The sequence below is a fragment of the Methanosarcina acetivorans C2A genome, from assembly GCF_000007345.1.
GTDB lineage: Archaea > Halobacteriota > Methanosarcinia > Methanosarcinales > Methanosarcinaceae > Methanosarcina > Methanosarcina acetivorans.
In genome coordinates, this window is sequence record NC_003552.1 from 267917 (window position 1) to 285783 (window position 17867).

The 17867-nt window shown below is 40.5% G+C and carries 18 protein-coding genes; 2 read left to right on the forward strand and 16 right to left on the reverse strand.

All coding sequences use genetic code 11. From position 1 onward, the window contains the following. Positions 1–173: 173 nt before the first annotated feature. Positions 174–1100, reverse strand: coding sequence for a DUF7289 family protein (locus MA_RS01195; RefSeq protein WP_048064842.1), 927 nt, complete (start codon positions 1098–1100; stop codon positions 174–176). A gap of 47 nt (positions 1101–1147) precedes the next feature. Then, entirely contained in the window at positions 1148–2158 is a 1011-nt protein-coding gene (locus MA_RS01200; RefSeq protein WP_048064843.1) for a type IV pilin N-terminal domain-containing protein, read from the reverse strand. A 297-nt stretch (positions 2159–2455) separates the two neighbouring features. Between MA_RS01200 and MA_RS01205 the strand changes: the two genes are divergently transcribed. Together MA_RS01205 and MA_RS24335 are read left to right on the forward strand one after the other, a co-directional pair. After that, a complete protein-coding gene (locus tag MA_RS01205) occupies positions 2456–2917 on the forward strand; it encodes a type IV pilin (RefSeq protein WP_011020282.1) in 462 nt (153 codons plus the stop codon). A 932-nt stretch (positions 2918–3849) separates the two neighbouring features. Further along, positions 3850–4956 carry a type IV pilin N-terminal domain-containing protein gene (locus tag MA_RS24335; RefSeq protein ID WP_157860069.1) on the forward strand — a complete coding sequence of 369 codons (1107 nt, stop codon included), beginning with the start codon at positions 3850–3852 and terminating at the stop codon, positions 4954–4956. A gap of 22 nt (positions 4957–4978) precedes the next feature. Here MA_RS24335 and MA_RS01215 read toward each other — a convergent pair whose 3' ends face one another. The 14 genes from MA_RS01215 to MA_RS01280 all read right to left on the reverse strand — a co-directional run bounded on the left by MA_RS01215 (position 4979) and on the right by MA_RS01280 (position 17860). Then, complete coding sequence (locus tag MA_RS01215; RefSeq protein WP_157860070.1) at positions 4979–5242, reverse strand: hypothetical protein; 264 nt, start codon at positions 5240–5242, stop codon at positions 4979–4981. Positions 5243–5245: 3 nt separating this feature from the next. Further along, positions 5246–5995, reverse strand: a complete 750-nt coding sequence (locus tag MA_RS01220; RefSeq protein ID WP_048064844.1) for a DUF1670 domain-containing protein — start codon at positions 5993–5995, stop codon at positions 5246–5248. Further along, positions 5983–6813, reverse strand: a complete 831-nt coding sequence (locus MA_RS01225; protein WP_052279092.1) for a DUF1670 domain-containing protein — start codon at positions 6811–6813, stop codon at positions 5983–5985. Before MA_RS01225 ends, MA_RS01220 begins: the two co-directional genes overlap by 13 nt. A 362-nt stretch (positions 6814–7175) precedes the next feature. Next, complete coding sequence (locus tag MA_RS01230) at positions 7176–8093, reverse strand: DUF7289 family protein (RefSeq protein WP_011020287.1); 918 nt, start codon at positions 8091–8093, stop codon at positions 7176–7178. A 20-nt stretch (positions 8094–8113) separates the two neighbouring features. After that, the gene (locus MA_RS24925; RefSeq protein WP_011020288.1) at positions 8114–9034 is read right to left on the reverse strand and encodes a type IV pilin N-terminal domain-containing protein; all 921 of its coding nucleotides are present in this window, start codon (positions 9032–9034) and stop codon (positions 8114–8116) included. A 93-nt stretch (positions 9035–9127) separates the two neighbouring features. After that, a complete protein-coding gene (locus MA_RS01240) occupies positions 9128–9487 on the reverse strand; it encodes a hypothetical protein (protein ID WP_011020289.1) in 360 nt (119 codons plus the stop codon). Positions 9488–9612: 125 nt separating this feature from the next. Further along, positions 9613–10098 (reverse strand): type IV pilin N-terminal domain-containing protein, encoded by a 486-nt coding sequence (locus MA_RS01245; RefSeq protein ID WP_011020290.1) that lies wholly within the window; start codon positions 10096–10098, stop codon positions 9613–9615. A 9-nt stretch (positions 10099–10107) separates the two neighbouring features. Next, positions 10108–12096: a type II secretion system F family protein gene (locus MA_RS01250; protein ID WP_011020291.1), complete on the reverse strand. Its 1989-nt coding sequence runs from the start codon at positions 12094–12096 to the stop codon at positions 10108–10110. Between the two features lie 10 nt (positions 12097–12106). Then, positions 12107–13783, reverse strand: a complete 1677-nt coding sequence (locus MA_RS01255) for a type II/IV secretion system ATPase subunit (RefSeq protein ID WP_011020292.1) — start codon at positions 13781–13783, stop codon at positions 12107–12109. Positions 13784–14326: 543 nt separating this feature from the next. Beyond that, positions 14327–14812 (reverse strand): RAD55 family ATPase, encoded by a 486-nt coding sequence (locus MA_RS01260; protein ID WP_011020293.1) that lies wholly within the window; start codon positions 14810–14812, stop codon positions 14327–14329. A 123-nt stretch (positions 14813–14935) separates the two neighbouring features. Next, positions 14936–16117, reverse strand: coding sequence for a cysteine desulfurase (locus tag MA_RS01265; protein WP_011020294.1), 1182 nt, complete (start codon positions 16115–16117; stop codon positions 14936–14938). A gap of 43 nt (positions 16118–16160) precedes the next feature. Next, entirely contained in the window at positions 16161–16460 is a 300-nt protein-coding gene (locus MA_RS01270) for a hypothetical protein (protein ID WP_048064845.1), read from the reverse strand. A gap of 322 nt (positions 16461–16782) precedes the next feature. Then, positions 16783–17331, reverse strand: coding sequence for a DUF531 domain-containing protein (locus MA_RS01275; RefSeq protein ID WP_011020296.1), 549 nt, complete (start codon positions 17329–17331; stop codon positions 16783–16785). Positions 17332–17398: 67 nt separating this feature from the next. Continuing rightward, positions 17399–17860 (reverse strand): GNAT family N-acetyltransferase, encoded by a 462-nt coding sequence (locus MA_RS01280; protein WP_011020297.1) that lies wholly within the window; start codon positions 17858–17860, stop codon positions 17399–17401. Between the last annotated feature and the right edge of the window lie 7 nt (positions 17861–17867).

Consider the following 17867-nt stretch of genomic DNA (forward strand, 5'->3'; position numbering starts at 1 on the left):
ACATCACATAATTTTTTTAGTATTCTTAAAATGTAAATCCTTAAATTTCCGTTTTTTAATTTTCTACCTTTCAATATCCGTTTTTTAACCTTATACTGAGAGTGGATTAATTACGGCTTATTTTATTCCATCCGATTTAGTCTGTTATCTACGGGCAACGATAATGGCAAAGTTCAGATCAAACCATTAATCAGCTCTGCATTAACTATGGTTTTGCCAATGTACAGTCTGTCCAAGCTTCTGTCACTTCCATTTTCCGGAAATGAAAAGTACAGGTAATCATTTTCTACGATGTCAAGGGTGTAGTCTTTATCTTTCTCCAGTCCGGCTCTTATCATTGTTTCGTTAAAATAGGCTTCCCAGGCTTCTGGATGGGTAGTGTTTATTTTTAAAGCAAAAGAACTCATATTTTCGTAGTCGTCACTGTCGTAAAAAGAGCTAAATGAACAATCTCTAAGGTAAATGGAACAGTCCGAAGTTGATGAAAGTGTGTCTTCCAATCCCCTGATCTCAATTGCATTGATTGAAAAACTGTAGTTTTTATCCGAAACTTCGGAGACACGCATCATTGGATAAAGTTTCATTACCGATTGATCTTTTTGCTCAAGGATCAAAGCCCCATTTTCATACTTGAAGGTCTGGTCAACATAATAATTATTATTAGAACTATATGCAACGGTGCCACAGTTTATAACTTTTTCACTATCGTTTGCAGGATTGATTGTAATTTTGCATGTATCCGTATTTATGGAAACCGTCCCGCTGAACTTTGAATAATCGGTGAGTGGCATTTCCCTACTTCCGGTATGAAGGGGCATTGTTATTGTAATGCTTGAGGAAGAGGAATTTGGGTCTGACATCAGGAATATTGTAGTTCTGTCTATTTTTGATTTGAGTTCTGTCATGTCTTCCCATACACTGGATACGTGAGAATATTCTGCGTCAGTTTTCCATTCCGGAACATATCCAAGATGGATCATGGAAAAAACTGCAAATAATATCCCTAAAAGTAAAATAGCTGCAATAGCTGTAGATTCAGCAGACTCAGATCGGGAAAAAAAATCTTTGCCAAATTTTAATGTGATGCCTTTTTCCTCCATGCTTCCTTCATTTTCCCGCCCGTTCCCCTCCTTTTGTGCGTTTATTTTTATTCGACGTGGATTCCCAGGAAGTCTATCCATGCGGTTTTATCGGCTTTTTTGTCTGCGTGCGTTACAGCAACTATCCTTACCTTGAATGCCTCAAGTTCTTCAATATTTCTCACATAGGAAGTAAGATCTATGTAATAAGGTTCGAAATTTTTATTGTACTCTGGCATATTTGGTTCGACTCTTACCCATTCGGGGTTTTCTTCAGAGTCGTCAACACTGATGTCAAGTGTAATATATTCGTAATTTTTATCGTGCACGCTATATACTATTTTTAAGGTTACGTTGCTGAAAGGTTCTGTAATTCCTTCATCGTCTGCGTCGATGTCGAAATCGAATACCTGGGCTGTGGAATTGGGGTTTCCGTCTTTTTTATCTGGGGCATAGTAAGTAGTAAAAATCCCATCTCCGGTTTCATTAACCGCTTTTGTAGATATCCACCCTTCGGAAGTATCATCTGCTGTTCCATTCGGATGGGGAGTTATCCAGTATCTGCCGGTATCATCAGTGTCATCAGAACTTTCACTTTCTTCGCTTCCACTCTGGAGCATAACTCTCTGGATTAACTGATCTGATTCGGTGTCTACAAAGTACATATCAATTGTATCCGTACTCTTCAGGTCGATTCCCCTACTAAGGTTAGTATCGATTACAATGTAATCCCCGGCCATAAGGACATTATTTGTGGCGTCGTAACTAACACTGGGGTCGGAAGACAACTCAAATACTTCCTGCTGCCCATTAATATTGAGAACAATCTTTGCATCTTCCAGATCGATGGCTTCTCCCCCTTTATGGAAGATCTTCACGGTATTCGCACCCGTGTCGATTCTTTCCTGCAGGTCAGCCTTTGGCGTGTGAGGTGGATTTATATTTACCTCATCCGAAAATATGACCACGGCGATTGAAGAAAAAGCCAACATAACTACAGCTAACATGAGCACCTGCCCCATTACCTCCGAAACTGCCTGACAGTCCCCCTCGAGTGCCCTGTTTTTTTTACCCTCCACGATAACAGTCACCTTATATAAATTCTTGTCTAACTTTCTAAATGTTATTAATCAAATATTAACCTGACTGTCTGAAAAACTCTCTTCTCTTCTTTAAAATTGCCTGGAAAACACTTATAATAAATAAGGAAGATAATTACTAAATAATCTCAAAATGTATCTGCAAAAATTTATATACGAATGAAGGATATCTTTGAATAAAGTTATAAAAAGTATTAATTGCAAATATGTACTCAAATGTGAAAATTCTGACAGTAGATCCTGTCAGAATGTCTTTACCTCAGGAGGGAGAAACATATGGATCTCAAAAAAATATTTAATGATAATAAGGCAGTGTCCCCGGTCATCGGTGTCGTGCTGATGGTTGCAATTACTGTCATCCTTGCTGCCGCAATCGGTTCATCTGTCTTTGGTCAGAGTCCTGCTAAATCTGCACCGCAAGCTAACCTTGATATTAAAGCAGTTAACACCACAGATCCCGGGTATATAAAGTTTGAACACCTTGGTGGTGATCCTATTTATTTCGATGAAAACTCCACCACGAAGGTTATGGCAGCTCTTGATGGTACATCCGTAGAGATCGATGCTACTGGCCTTGGTACACTGGATGTGGGTGATATGGTCACAATCGGGTTGGATAAATATTCTGATAGTAATACTACTGCATTCACCGGTTTATCTTCTGGTGACACTGTCAATATCAAAATTATAGATGTCCAAACCAAGCAGCTTATCTGTAATAAGGACGTGAGATTCTAAATTAAATCTTAAGCACCTTAAAAAGGTACTTTTTCTTTTTAACTTGACACAGATTTTTTTTACTGGCAATTCTCCATTTTTTCTTTTAATCCATAATCTCTTTATAATGTTTGCCTCTACAATGAACGCATTTATCTTATTTACATCGTTCATCTAAAGAAATATCTCTAAAGTATCACATCTTACTAACGTCGAATTACATTTGTATTAAATTTGTTGAAAAATTCTTTTATGGAATTTAATATTATTGGAAAGTAATCATTCTAAATATTTATATTTTTAAACTTCTTTACTGTCTCTATTTATTGTTCTAAATATGTCTCTATTTTTTCAATTCTTTCGGATAATACATATATTAAATAAATTATTCATATGAAAATTCTTTACACAAAAAGTCTATTTTTATTTATACTGTTTGCTTGTCCGGGATCTTAATATATTTTTTCACCTCATCTTTTCAGCTGTTGTATCCTGAAATGATTTCGCAGATCCAAAGCCATTTGAAAGTTCAATATATGATACAATAGCAGGCGGCTCAAAAGGTTAAACGTTGAGTAAATTCAAATTCCGTTTAAGTACTGTGAGATGATCATAAAATGAAACAAATTCGAAGTTGAAGTAAAATAGCGGGTACCTGTCGACGATATATATTTGCAATAAAAGAAATTAAAAAAGTGAGCTAATTTCGGGATAAAACACCATCTTTTCAGCCAAATTAGCTATAAATACAACTTTTTCTATAATTGTAGAGTATAACTGTCTTAACTAATTTTGCTCTTTTTCCAAAGGGAAATTAAATAATATTAATCGATGAAGAGAGCAGTTTGTAGCTACTGTTTCAATTAGTTTATTCATATAAACCTACAAAGGGTCATTATTTTTTCCTTTTGCAGAAGAAGGCAAAGCCTGAAAATTATGTAGGGAGATTTACTTTGAATATACTTGAAAAATTCATGAAAGATTCCATAGGAGTTTCATCTGTCATGGGTGAGGTTCTTATTGCAGGAATTATTGTTATTGCATTTGGTTCTCTATTCGTAATTATGACTTACATTGACAAGCCGGTTGATTCTACCAGGTTGTTGGCAGAAGAATGGATAGATGCACCTTCTGACACTATTTTCCTGCGCCACGCTGGAGGGGAACCTATTGATACAAAAGACCTGAAAATCAATGTCCAAATAAATGGTACCAACTATGTATATTCCTCTTCTAATATTTCTGAAAATTTAGGCGGACAAGGCTTCTGGGAACTGGCAGATGTTATTCAAATCGATACTATCCAGGAATGGGGTATCGGCATCGAAAATGAAGAAGGTATAGATGTAAAATTGGTTGATACGAGTTCAAAGGAAGTACTTCCTAAATACAGAATTGGCTTCTCTCCGGAATCCTCTACTGGTTCATCTGAAGACGATCTCTCTGTAAATGATTCTGAATATGATCTACCTGAAGATCCTGTTGACTTTGAGATAATAGAAGATACAGTAGTTCCGCAGGAGGACTTTATCAGCAGTTTTACAGTTCTGGGGGCTGCAATTCAATCAGGCGGATATGATCTAAAGGTGACTACTCAATTTATAGTTGGAGATGACATTTTAGATCCCTGGCAATACTCATTGCCAGTTACCGGTAATGTTAATGATGAAGAAATACACGTATGGAATCTTTCGGCCACTTATCCGGCAGGCACTCCTGTAACTATAAATTGCAAATCCTGGATCTGGACCAAGGATAGTAAAAAACTCTCTACAAAAGACTCAGACTGGAAGAGTTATATGGAAGTTAGTTCTTCGAGTTATTCATCGAATTTAATAGTACTCAGGAACGGAGATGCTGTCCCTACAATTCCGGGTTTGGATGAGCAGCCAGATGTTGCAGAGTTTATAGAAGACTATGTGGGGGATGGTAAGTTAGTGTTGGAAGGAAATGAGGCTATTTTCCTGTTTGAACTGGGAACAACCGATCTTCACAGTTCTGCGGCTGATTTCCAGGACTTTGTGGTTCTGATGTCGATCGATCCAGCACCGGAAAATTAAGTTTTCAGGTGGAAATCGAACTTTAGCAGAAAAAATTCAGTTTTGAACCTGAAACCGATTCTTTTTCGGTTTCAGTTTTCAAGTTTGATGAAGTGAACATGGAGTGATAATTTCCTTTTCTTTCTTTTTTTGGAAAATGAAAGCCTTTTATAAACTTAAATATGAATCTACTAAAAGTTTGTAATGTCTTTCTGTATGATTCTGTTGTTTTTAGACTGATGTGAAATTTTCTAAACCCCCATTTGACCGATAGGCACTCACACTTGCCGTAGTTTGTTTCGCCCATCACTCATTCCTCCTCATTTAAAATTCTTATGTATTCTTCTACTAGGGATTTTCCCATTCCCAGAATTTGTGCAATTTCCTCACTTTTCATCTTTTTGCTAAGCTTTTCTACCTTCTTGTATGCTTTAATGTACCTATCACACGCTTCCTGCGTGTGATTTGTCATTCTTGCAATATCCGGTGTTTGATATCCTTTTATGTACAAGTTTAGTATAATCCTCTTGTGAGTGACTGCTCTACCAATATCATGTATGATTCCTCTTGTTGGCAATATCTCGCCTGTTCTTTGCATATACCCCTTTGCCTGTTTGCTTACCGTACCCGTGGAAACATTTAGCAGATATGCCATATCAGAATGTGTTAGCAGTGCTTCCTGTTCATATGCCTCTTTAAATATCCTAACCACTTTTGTTTCCATTATTTCTCTATCTGAATACCCTTCCTTCTTCATCTCCAGGTCATCTTTGGAAATCAAGGTCAAAACAATTGGTGTTAATGGTGTTTTCTTACTGTTTTTACCATAATTCGGCTTCTCTGAAGCCTTTGCTCCATACCACAAAATCTGTCCAACTTCCAGTTTCCATGGCTCTCTATAAGATTTCCTCACCACTTCCACGAGATCATTGGCAAACATTTCCTGAATTTTGTCACCTGCAATAAACTGGTAATCATTTTGTATCAGATCCAGAACTGAACCTTTCAGGGAGCTTGTTACCTTTGTTTCAATCATTGAAGGTACTTTCATCTTCTCCATCTCCCCGAACTGTTTTTTGGACCTGTTTCCGTGTTCATTCTGCTGATCTCTTTTTTTCCAAAAATGCTATGAAGCTGGTCTAAACGTTCCTGATATTCCTCGGTAGAATAAGTCTCAATCAGCTCTTTGTATTCCTGAATTGTTTTTTCAGAAAGCCCTGTTATGATCCTGAGTTCTTCATCTTCGAATCCCTCTTCAGTCAGCACCAGTATTCTTGCAAAATCCTTTACATAACGCATTATGGCTTCGCCACTATGTTGGGTCTTTCTCTCGATCTCAGTATATTCGTACCCTTTAAGATATAGCTCCAGAATCCGTTTTTTGTGGCTTACTCCGGGACCTATATCCTTCCATTTTCCTCTGGTTGGAACCAGTTCTCCATTCTCTTCCAGCGCTTCTATATGTCGTGAAATTGTCTTTGTACTCTCTCCCAGAAGAATTGCGATGTCAGCCTGGGTGAGCAAAGCGCCCTGAGTGTGTGCTTCATTACTTATGCGCATGATCCGTTTATCCAGCAGCTCTCGCTGGTTCTTAACTTTGCAGTCTTCAGGGTCGTAGATAGTGATAATGACAGAAACCAGATTCATCTCATTAACTGGTACGCCAGGAGGAACGTCTTTGGAAACTCCATGGAAGATAATCTGGCCTTCTTTGCGCTGACTGCTGAAATATAGGTCAATGTAAGACATGAAGAGCTCAGACAGAGATCTGCAAACAGCACGAGGAAAGGAATAATCCTGCATCAGTTCATTGTAAAGTTGAGTCTGTAATTGGCGATTAAAAGTTGAGAGATATTCTTTTGGGATTTTCAAGACCATTAGTGCCACCAACAATGTTTTGGTGACAAGAGTAGATAAACAATCGGTCAGAAGGGGGTATTTTATTTTAGTTTAAAATTCTAAATCAATGTTTTTCGTAAAATGAGTTTCGCATCATAACTGAGTTAGAAATGTAATAGCTGACACAATTGATAACTGTGTTATAGAATTTCAGGGAGAACCTGATGCAGGGTTTCAATCTTTCAATGTAGGAAAATCTGACAAGGGGCACTTTATGGCTCCCTCGAAAATGGACATGTGCAGCCCAAGGTTCCCTTTCTCTTCAGGTTTGGATGGCTGTAAGTAATTTCATTTAGGCTAATATCCTGTTGTTCGCAGCGGGCTTGCCAGCACAATTTTGATTAAATCCCCGTTTCGACTTTTATCGCGGCTTTGTAGACGTTAACGTACAGGTCTTCATCTTCAGGGGAGAGAGAAAAGGTGACTGTGTAGGTGCCGTTGGTAAGGTTGTAATCAGTACCTTCCTGAAGATCGATCTCTCCGGCTGAATTTTCGAAATATCTTTCCCATGCTTCTTGGTTTTCCGTATAGACCGTGAGGTTGACCGAGGTTATGTTGAAAAATTGTTCTATCCCTGTAAGATCGAAAAGAGGGGTAAAATATTCGGATGTAAGCCTTATGTCCTCAATGCTGTTGCTCGCCATGACCCCGCGGTTCCCATCAAGAGTTACAGCCCTTACGGAAAGATTTACCGAACCTGTATCTCTTTCAAGAACCATTCCCGGGGATAATTTCATCATCGACCTGCCGTTTCTGGATACTATGAGAGCTCCGTTTTCATAGCAATAAGTCTCGTCCACGTAATGGGTGTTTGTCGGACTGTAAGTGACCGTACCTGTGTAAAAGAGACTTGTTCCACTGTTATACTCGGTGGTTGCATTGTCGGTCGTAACAACTATCGAAAGCCCCGATATTTCATTGTTTACAGCAAGGGTACCGCCTGTTGTTGTGCCGCCTATGAAGGGAACGTCGTTTCCTCCTACCTGGATCGGGCTGTTCAGGACAATTCTTGCATCAGGATTTATTTCAAGTCCGGCAACAAGAATATCAACATTAGATTTAAGTCTGGACATATCCTGCCAGACGTTGGACATGTGAGCGTATTCTGCGTCTTCTTTCCAGACAGGCACGTAATTTAGCTGAATTGTTGTCATCGCGGCAACTATTATTCCTAGCAGAAGGGCTGCGGCAACGGCGGAGGAAACTCCATATTCGGAACTGCAAAAAGAAGAGATTGATTCAAAGAACCTATTTTTCATCTTTTTCCCTTTCCTGCTTTTTAATTTACATACAATGCCATGTAGTCAACATGGAGATTTGTGGTGTTTGCACCGGCGTTTCCCGTAGCAACTAGCTGGATCTTTAAGTTTTCGAGATCAGTGGTGTTGTTTATATATGAGGATAAGTCCGTGGAGTAAGCTGCAAATGAGGTATGTTCAGGGAGATTCTGTTGTTGCCAGGTTCCTGAGCTTTCGTCCCATAACTTCAATTTTATTTGTTCACAGGTGTTATTGTTTCCGCTGTAGACAAGCTTCAGGGTCACAGAAGTAATATTATCCCTCCAGAGGGCAGTACTTAATCCAAAATTAAATTCTTCATATATGTTGTCGTTTTGACTTACAGGTGGATGGTAGCTGGTATATAACCCATCGTTTTCTTCTTGGACATGGAGGAGGATTGCTGAACCTCCCTCGGAAGTGTCAACTGCTGAGCTTTGGGGTGTATACCAGCTGGAATCCTCACTTTCTTCGGTGGAAAGTCGAAGGTTCTGGAACACTTTTCTGGAAGGCTTATCTATCAGGTATACGTTTATATCATCTTCATCTTTTATGTCGACATTCCATTCGCTGTAGGTATTGATCTCTATTTTATCTCCCAGTTCCCAGCTGCTTTTATTCCCGATATTTGCATAAATCTGGGGCGAGGAATAAGTATATCGGTTTCCATTGATGTTTATTACAATTTCAAGGGCTTCGGTCTCGATAAATTCTCCCCCGTTGTGTTCTATGTAGATTGTATTTATCCGAGAATCTGTCCATTCTTTCACATGGGTGCGGGGTACGTCGGCAGCTCCGTCATAAGAAAATATGAAAACTGCAATTGAACTTATAAGGATTACTGCAATTGTTGTCATAAGAACCTCTCCTACAACATCTGAAACCGCAGAGCAGTCTTTCATGAATTCTTTTATATTCGGCAAAACCGATTCCTCTCTTGAACTTTTTTTCTCTAAACCAGGTCTTTCAGAATCAACGGTCATTTTTTTAAAAAGTCATTCTATTCATATAGGTATCTAGTCTATATATATTCTTTGATTACTATTGGTTATACAAACTTCAATTCTTATTTTAAAATTTGAAAGTTTTTCGGCATCGTGGATGTAATTGGTGATATCATAGTATTCGACATCAAAATCATCGGTTTCTTTCGGCAAATTTGTGATATAACCCCATCGATCGGGCTCGTTACTATCATAGATTTTTATTTTAATCTCTTTAGTAGCGCTATCTTTTGAGTAATATACAATTTTTAAAGTAACATTTGAAAAAATATATCCCGGATACAATCTGTATTCTAAAGGACTGGTTTTGAAATCAAATTCTTGATATTCACTTGAATTTATTTCATCTTCTGAAGGGTGATAAGTGGTCAATTTCTATCCATTAGATCTGTATGCGGGTCCTGTACATCATCAGTTTTAGTGCTATCCACATATTTGACCTGTTCGAGGTCTCCATAGCCTCCTGAAGTATCAAGTATGTCTCCTTGTGGAGCAATTCATATTTTTAAAAGAGGTTTCCTTTCATAATTTGTCTTGAGCCTGGCCACCTGAATCGGCTTCTGTGAAGGGATGTCTATCAGAAACAATTCTACCTCATCATCATTTTTGATGTCGAGATTCCACTCCCTTCTCGCATCTATTGTCAGGACGTCCCCAAGTTCCCAGACGCTTTTGTTCCCCAGACATTCGTAAATGTCTTCCGATGGATACACATACTTTTCTCCGTTGACATTAAGTACGATCTCACATTTTTCCGTGTCAAGGAATTCCCCTCCGCTATGTTTCAGATAAATTGTATCCGCGGATTTGTTTATCCACTCCTGCAGTCTTGTATGAGGGATATCGTCAGGTCCGTCCAGGGAAAAAATGGATATGCTGAGGATGCTGAGCATGATAATTACTACACTTGTAAGAAGTACAACGCCCGTTACTTCTGAAACTGCAGCCTCTTTTGTGGTGTCTGTTCCGGGAGTTTCTTGCATAAAAACATCTTAAACGAACATCGTAAAGACTGCATAGGCAATTATCATCATGCTGACGCTGTATTTCAGGCCCATATATACCGAACCCTGACCCATCTTCCCGGCAATGAGCCCGGAGGTAAAAGCCTGAACAAGGGCTGAGTGGTACATGAGCATAGAATACTCATCTATGTTGAAATAACCGTTTCCGATTCCTCCGTATCCCATTCCCTGAGAAGAATTTTTAAATGAGGCACTTTCAGGGAAAAAGTATACGGCCAATATATAAACTATGAAAAGGAAGACAAAGAAGGCAACGTAGATGGTGACGACGTAAACAACCATCTCCGAAGAACGTTCTTCTTTCAACCTTTCTTCGCTCTTTACCTGTTCTGCGGTAATAGAAAGCACATTTTTGATGTCGCTTGTGGACTCGTTTGCTTTTATGAGAGTATGGAGAACCCGGCTGGATGTTGCGGTCCTTATGTTGTTTTCCAGTTTCATAAGGGCTCTTGAAGTTGAATTTCCCCATGAGAGGTCTTCTTTTAGCTTTTTGAGTTCTTTACTGAGGATTCCCATCTTGGATTCTGCCATTATTTTTAAGGAATTAGAGAGCAGAATCCCTGAATCGTTCATGCTTGACAGGTTTCTCAGCAGGTCAGGCATTCTTTCATCAATCTTTCGCATCCTCCATGCCCTTATTTCGTAAAATATAATGAAGGGGATGAGTGCGATTACGGTGAAAATGACCAGGTAATCGTCAATAGAGCTTATTAACTGGACACTGCTGTCACTGATATGGGCAAAGTTAAGGTTCCAGTGGAAACTATAATTAAGGCTTTCTTTAAGAGTTTTCGGAAGGTGGATAAGATAATAAAGCCCGAGAGGGACTCCGAAAAAGAAGGTATATCTGGGTTCGTCGCGGATAGTTTTGTACGGGTTAAAAACCAGGTCTCTCATATTGTAAAGCTGCCTGTACAGTTTTAACTTTTTGTTCCTCTTCTCCTCCTCTTCTGCACTGAGCTTGGAGCTGAGTTCCGGGATATCGTAAAGGTTTATGGGGTACCTGGGAACCCTGCTCTTTTCCGGACTCATGGAGAGTTCTCCTACTGTATCGAGAAGCACGATAAAGAGCAGGGTTGCAAGGGGTATTATAACATAAATCAGCATGTAAAGGATCTGGGCTGAAGCCGGCTTGAGAAACTGCAGCACTACAAGGGTTGTCATTATGAATAACGGACCTGCAACAAAGGCAGTTACATAAACTTCTGCAAGGACGTCCAGCCTCTTTAACAGGTTGCGGTTTGCAAGATCCGCCATCTCCTGGTACTGCTCGGATTTATTTTTCATGTACTCGGTTATGGTCCCACCGCTTGAAACAAGGATCAGGCCGTCAACAAAATCCTTGAAACGTTCCGAAGGGGTGCGTTCCTTTGCTTCTTTAAGGGCCGTTATAAAGTCCTTTCCCAGATAGTCCATATCCCGCACAATATAGGAGATTTCTTCCGCGCTTGTGCCAAAGATATGGGTATAACTGCTAAGAGACCTGAATACATCATAAATTGACATGCCTCCCTTGGTCAGGGCATACATGTAAGTTACCGCTGGCAGCATGGACTTATCTATACAGGCGTTCCGGATATCTGCCTGGAAATAAGGGTAGATGTATATCATCCCAAAGACGACAAGAAAACTTATAATGAATAACAAAAGGGCGACTAATATCGCAAGCAAATAAAGGTATTCTTCTGCAAAACATGCCCTTGTGGAATCCACAAAAAGGCTGAGGCGGGAGATCGGGTCTCCGAAAGTCTTAAGTCCTAGCCATAATCCGAAGATCCCTCCTATTATACCTGCGAAGAGTGAGTACATGAAGGCTGATGCCAGGTACTGATCCACTGACTTTGGAATATGGGAGTGGCGTATCTTTATTTTGATCTCCTTGAAACTTTCTTTATTTTTATAAAAAAAGTCTCCAAAAGCTCTGTATGCCAGTTCGTCCACGGAAGTGTAAGTCATGCTCTCCCTCTTACGCGACCATGTCCTGTATCATAGTTTGCAGGGTATCGTTTTCTATAGATTCCAGAACCATTTTCGGATAACTCTGATATGTCTGCACTACAAGAGATACCTGGATGTAGCTCCTCATATTCTTCTCATAGAGGTAAGTGAGGATCTTTCTCCGATTCTCGATTTCACTTCTCAACTGGACTGTATCCCATCCTCTGACGTGCATGATCTCCTGCATGAGATAGGAGTCCCCAACTTTCAGGAAACTGTCTTTAAAAGGCTCCCAGTTGAAAAGCTCGTTTATGCCAAGGTCTTCGGTTTCAGGGTCAACGTTAAGGACTTCCACAAGGCTCCTTGTCCTCCTTACCCTTTTCTCTTCGATGTACACCTGTTCCTGAATACAGAGTACGTCAAGAGACTGCAGCATAAGCTTAGGTACATTTATGGGTTCGTGGGTAAGCCTGTTTATAACGGTCTGCATATCTCCTGCATGCATTGTCGAGCTTGTTGCATGTCCTGTTGACATTGCCTGGAAAAGCATAAGAGCTTCACTGCCTCTGACTTCACCTACAATGATGAAATCAGGACGCTGTCTCAGGGCTGCCCTTAAAAGGTCGAACATGGAAACTTCCCCGGTAGCGTCCGAGGCAAAGCTTTCTCTTGCAATACCCGAGACCCAGTTGTTGTGGTAGAGTAAGAGTTCCCTTGTATCTTCTATAGAGACTATCTTGGCTGTGGAAGGCATGAAAAGGGACGTTGCGTTAAGCATTGAGGTTTTTCCTGAAGCCGTCCCTCCTGCAAAAAGCATATTGTAGCCGTTTTCAATGACCAGCCAGAGGTATACCAGCATTTCCATATCGCACGTCTTAAAACCTAGCAGGTCGATAGGCGTTATCGGGTCTTTTCTGAACTTACGGATGGTAAACGAACTGCCGCGAGGAGTGATTTCTCTCCCTAACATAGCCTGAAGCCTTGACCCGTCCTGGATTGTCGCATCAACGATTGGCTGGCTGACAGAGATATGTTTGTTATTCAGCTGGCACATCTTGATTACGAGGGAGTCGAGTTCTTCCTCTTCAAAAGAAATATTACTTTCAATGTTGAGATACCTCGTATGATAAATATAGAGCGGAATTCCGACACCATCGCATGATATGTCTTCAATATAAGGATCATAAAGAAGAGGATTGATTTTTTCATAACCAAGCAGGTTCCTTCTGAGGTAATACATTATCCTGTGAATGGCTGAGGACGAAGCTTCAGCTTTGTAACGTTCAAGAAGTAAAAGGGTTTTGTCCACAAGGAGCGCGTCTTTTTCTATTTTAGATGTTGTGGAGTTCAAAATCAGGATGTCCTGAAAATCCTCATAAATTCTTTCAAGCAACTCCTTCTCAAATTTTGTAAGGGCAGGTTCAATAAGCTTGTAGTACCTTGTTCTGCGATCTTCGAGGATGGACACAAGAGCATAAGGCTCCTGGAGCCAGTACCTTTCTATTTCCTTCATTCCTTCAGGTACTTCAAACTCTACAAGCGGTCCATATTCTTCCCGGTCGTATGGCGGCATACTTCTCAAAGGCTTATCAAAATAACTTTTAGCCCTTTTCAGAATATCTGAAATGGAGTTATTATCGCCTGTTTTCCCGAATAACCCCGAAATAAAACTTTTCTTTTCCGAGATTTCTGTTACTTCATCCATACTCTCGCCTTCAGATTTCTCCTTAAGCTATATACGTCCCAACATCTTATAAAATATTTCTATAATATATCGATATATTAATAAATTTTAATAAATAGTTTTTCTCGAAAAAACCTTTTATCTTTCTTTTTAAGCCTTTTTTTCACTTGATCAGATTATTGATGTATAAATTTAATTATAATGTAGACACTCATTTTTCTTCTAATGATTGCTGGCTTTAATTTAAATGAAGCTTTTGGAAGAAATTTAAAAATCATATGCTGTTTTTAAAAATCATATGTTGTTATCGCTGTTCTTAGAGCCATTATTAACGCCCGTGAATAATTCAAAACTGAACCATACAGGCCGGTAAAACATGATATCAACAAATAAGGACGTAATAATTCTTTCAATGGCAAAAAATTCGAGACAGGATCTGGTGAGGGAGTTTTTCCTTCTTTTATATAGCTCCCAGTTTTTAAACCGGCCCTTAAACTGAACCTAAATAAACCGGTCTTTAAGTTGGGCCTTAATAATCCGTTACTCAATTTTATTCTCAAAACCTTACCTGTCTCTTATCCCTGAAGGAGTAAGTTCAAAGAAGAGCTTTTTGTCGGGAAGTTCCATCCCCCTCATTTTTGTAATAGAAAGCACATGTAATATTTTTCCGTTTGCGGCATCTTCCTCAAGTTTCAGCTCTATTTTTCCGAGTACGATATAATCTGCAAAACCCTGATGATGTTGGTGGGCACGGCCGTCCATGAAATAAAGTGAAGTGCAACCATATTTTGCCAGGATACTGTAAATAGCGTCAAATTTGTTGAGGGCTTCCCCCTCCGCACAATTTCGTATTCTGGTAAGAGCTCCAGGGCTGTCCAGAACGACAACGTCGACATTTTCAGTCGGATCTCTTACTGTCCCAACTTTGTCTTTTTCGACTACTTCAAGCCCTTTTCCCAGGCGGCAAGAGGAAAGTGTTTTCTGAATCCTGTTCCGAAATACGTCTTCTACCGTGAGCAGCCCGGAATTAATAATAGGTTCCAGGTCCATTCTTCAGATCTAGTTTTCAGGATTCAGGATACAGATAGTTTTCAGGATACGGGGTACTTCCATAATACAGGTATTTTCAGGATTCAGAATGAAGGTATTTTTCGAATTCACAATACAAATTTTTCAGGATACAAGGGCTTTGAGCGCATCGACAGCATTTACAAATATATCTACTTCTTCTTCGGTGTTATAGAGTGCAAAAGATGCTCTGGCAGTGCTTTCCACTTCCAGGAAGCGAGTAACAGGGATTGCACAATGGTGTCCGCTCCGGATGCAAATTTTCTTTGTCTGGTCGAGGATCAGGGCAACATCATGAGCATGAAGCCCTTTCACATTAAAAGGTACGATTCCTGCCCGGTTTTCAGGTCCGTAAACCTCCACGTGCTCGAATTCGGAGAGTCTCTTTGCAGCTTCCCGGGAGAGTTTCTCTTCGTGTTTTTTAATCTCGGAAACCCCTATTTTTTCCACATACTCTACTGCTCTTCCAAGCCCGATAACCCCGGGAATGTTGGGGGTGCCGGCTTCAAAACAGGCCGGAGACGGTTCAAGCGTGTATGCAAGTCCTTTTACCCCCGAAACCGTGCCCCCTCCGACTGAGGCGCTTTCAAGCACCTCCGGCTGTTTTATGTAGAGTACGCCGGTACCCTGCGGGCCGAGCAATCCTTTATGCCCTGCGGTTGCAAAAAAATCACATCCGAGTGTTTTCAGATCCACTGGAATATGACCTGCAGACTGAGCACCGTCGATCAGGACTTTAACTTCGTTTCTGTGGGCAAGTTTCGTAATCCTGATGACATCCTGGACAGAGCCGAAAACGTTTGAGATATGCGTTACAGCAATGAGTTTTGTCCTGTCAGTGAGGGCATTTTCTATCACCTGAGGATCAATTATGCCTTTACGGTCCGGGCTTACAACCGTTACGTTTACTCCTTTCTTTTGCAGGCGCAACCAGGGCAGGAGGTTTGAATGGTGCTCGAGGAGGGTCGTGACAATGTGGTCACCTGCTTCCCAGGGGTAACTGTTTGCAACGAAGTTGATCCCCTCGGTAGTATTTTTCGTAAACACGGTCTTTGAAGGTTCTGAATTCAGGAAACGGGCAACAGTTTCCCGTGCATCTTCATAGCGATTTGTTGTTTCCCTTGCAAGGCGGTGCGCTCCTCTCCCGTGGTTACCGGCGTACTTATAAAAATATTCCACCATGGCTTCAACAGCAGGAATCGGGGTCTGGGTGGTTGCCGTGCTGTCAAGGTACACGACTTCTTTTAGAACAGGAAAATCTTCACGGACCGCATATACATCGTACATGCTTCCCTTCTAAGGAATGAGAAATAAAAAAAGCTTATGCAGGTTATTTCCCCTGCACACCGCCTATCATAAAGCGGTAAAGGTCTAATTCATCTGAGTCTAGGTTGTCTGTGCAGCCTTTTACGACTGTGTGGTAGCCGTTTTTACGGTTTTTGTATCTATATTCACTTCTTTTTCTTTCTTCTTGATTCAGCTCACTCATAAGTTTTCCTCCTGTCTCTTCAATGCTCGCGCTTGTTTCGGGGCTGGAATTTTGTTTTTTCCGGATGTAAGCCTCCAGATTAAGGTAGATCTCCCAATACTCCAGAATAATAGATTCCTTCAGAATGTATTTGATTTCCACGCTTCTGAATGGCAGCCCTTTAAATGCAGGCTAGAATTCCAGTTCTCCTGGTTCCAGACCCGCGGCAGCGCAGCAGGTGTCGTTCTTACCCACAACAAAATATTAATTGTAATTCGCAATATATATCTATTCCGGATTTTTTTTTAAATTGCCTTGAAATTTTTGTGAATCATCCAAGTTTTAGGCTAGGTGCTCTATTGGTTATTTTGCCTTCAGAGCTTTTGAGATAGATGCTGCATTGGTTATTTTGTCTTCAGAGCTTTCGAGATAGGTGCTGCATTGGTTGTTTTGTCTTCAGAGCTTCCGAATCTTAAGCTCAGGTTCATTTCCTTGTCTCCAGATTTCCCATGAGCCCTGAGAGATGCGCAGGTATAGCTCCTATTGCAGTGCATGTCTCAAGGGAAAGTCCTTTAGAGGTGATATCAAGATGGTATTTCCCTCTTCCAAAAAGTTCTTTTGGAAGCCCTTTGTGCCCCAGGCCCACAAGAAATAGAAATGAATGGTTGCGTAACGCTTCTTCAGCGATTTCCACAGGTAAGACCTTCCTTTTTGGGTCTGGCTTTGAAGTGGTAATAACGGTATCTCCGAATTGAGAAGGAAAGCCTTTCTTAGGAAGGTCGGCAACTGAAAGGTGGTTTTTTTCGTAAAGGACCCTGAGATAACTTCCCGACTCTCCTATGGTGGTTTTCTCCATTACGAAAGCAACCAGCTCTTCGGCGGTCATTTTGAATGGGAAGTCATAAAGGGCGAGATGGAACCCAAAAGCATGGCAGATTGGTGCGGCTCTGGCAATTGCACGGTAATGCGCATCAAGAACTTTGATTTTGTCGTAGGTATTAACGATTCCGAGAGTGAGCATAAGCTGCTTCATATGTTTTTTTGTAAAATAATGTTTCGTTAACCTCTCTCAGTTTTATTCTCCCAGAAACTCTTACTTTTCAGGAAACTCGAAAATACCTCATGGAATGCTGTGCACACTTTCCAAAATGCTCGCAATTCCTGCAATCTTCCCAGAGAAGTAGTTTTTCAGTGTTCTGCACCATTATAAAACCAAGTTTTTCAAAAAAGCCCGGAGCAGTCGTCCGTACATATAATTCAAGTGCAGGGGCTTCAGAGATCTCAGGTTCGTCAATTGTATTTATGAGGTACTCCATAAGTCTGGTCCCGATCCCTTTTCCTCGAAGATTTGGATGTACAGCGATGGAGTGGAGCTCCATAAAGGTCTTCTCACCTGATCTGTTCCTGATAAGGGCAGCACATCCTACCACTTTTCCTTCTTCTTCCGCCAGCACAAAGTCCTCGGGTTCCAGTTCTTCAATGTCCAGAAAATAAGTGGAGAGGAGCCTCTGGATTGCAGGCAGGTCTTTTTTTTCGGCTTTTCGGATTAAAATTTCTGTCATATTTCTT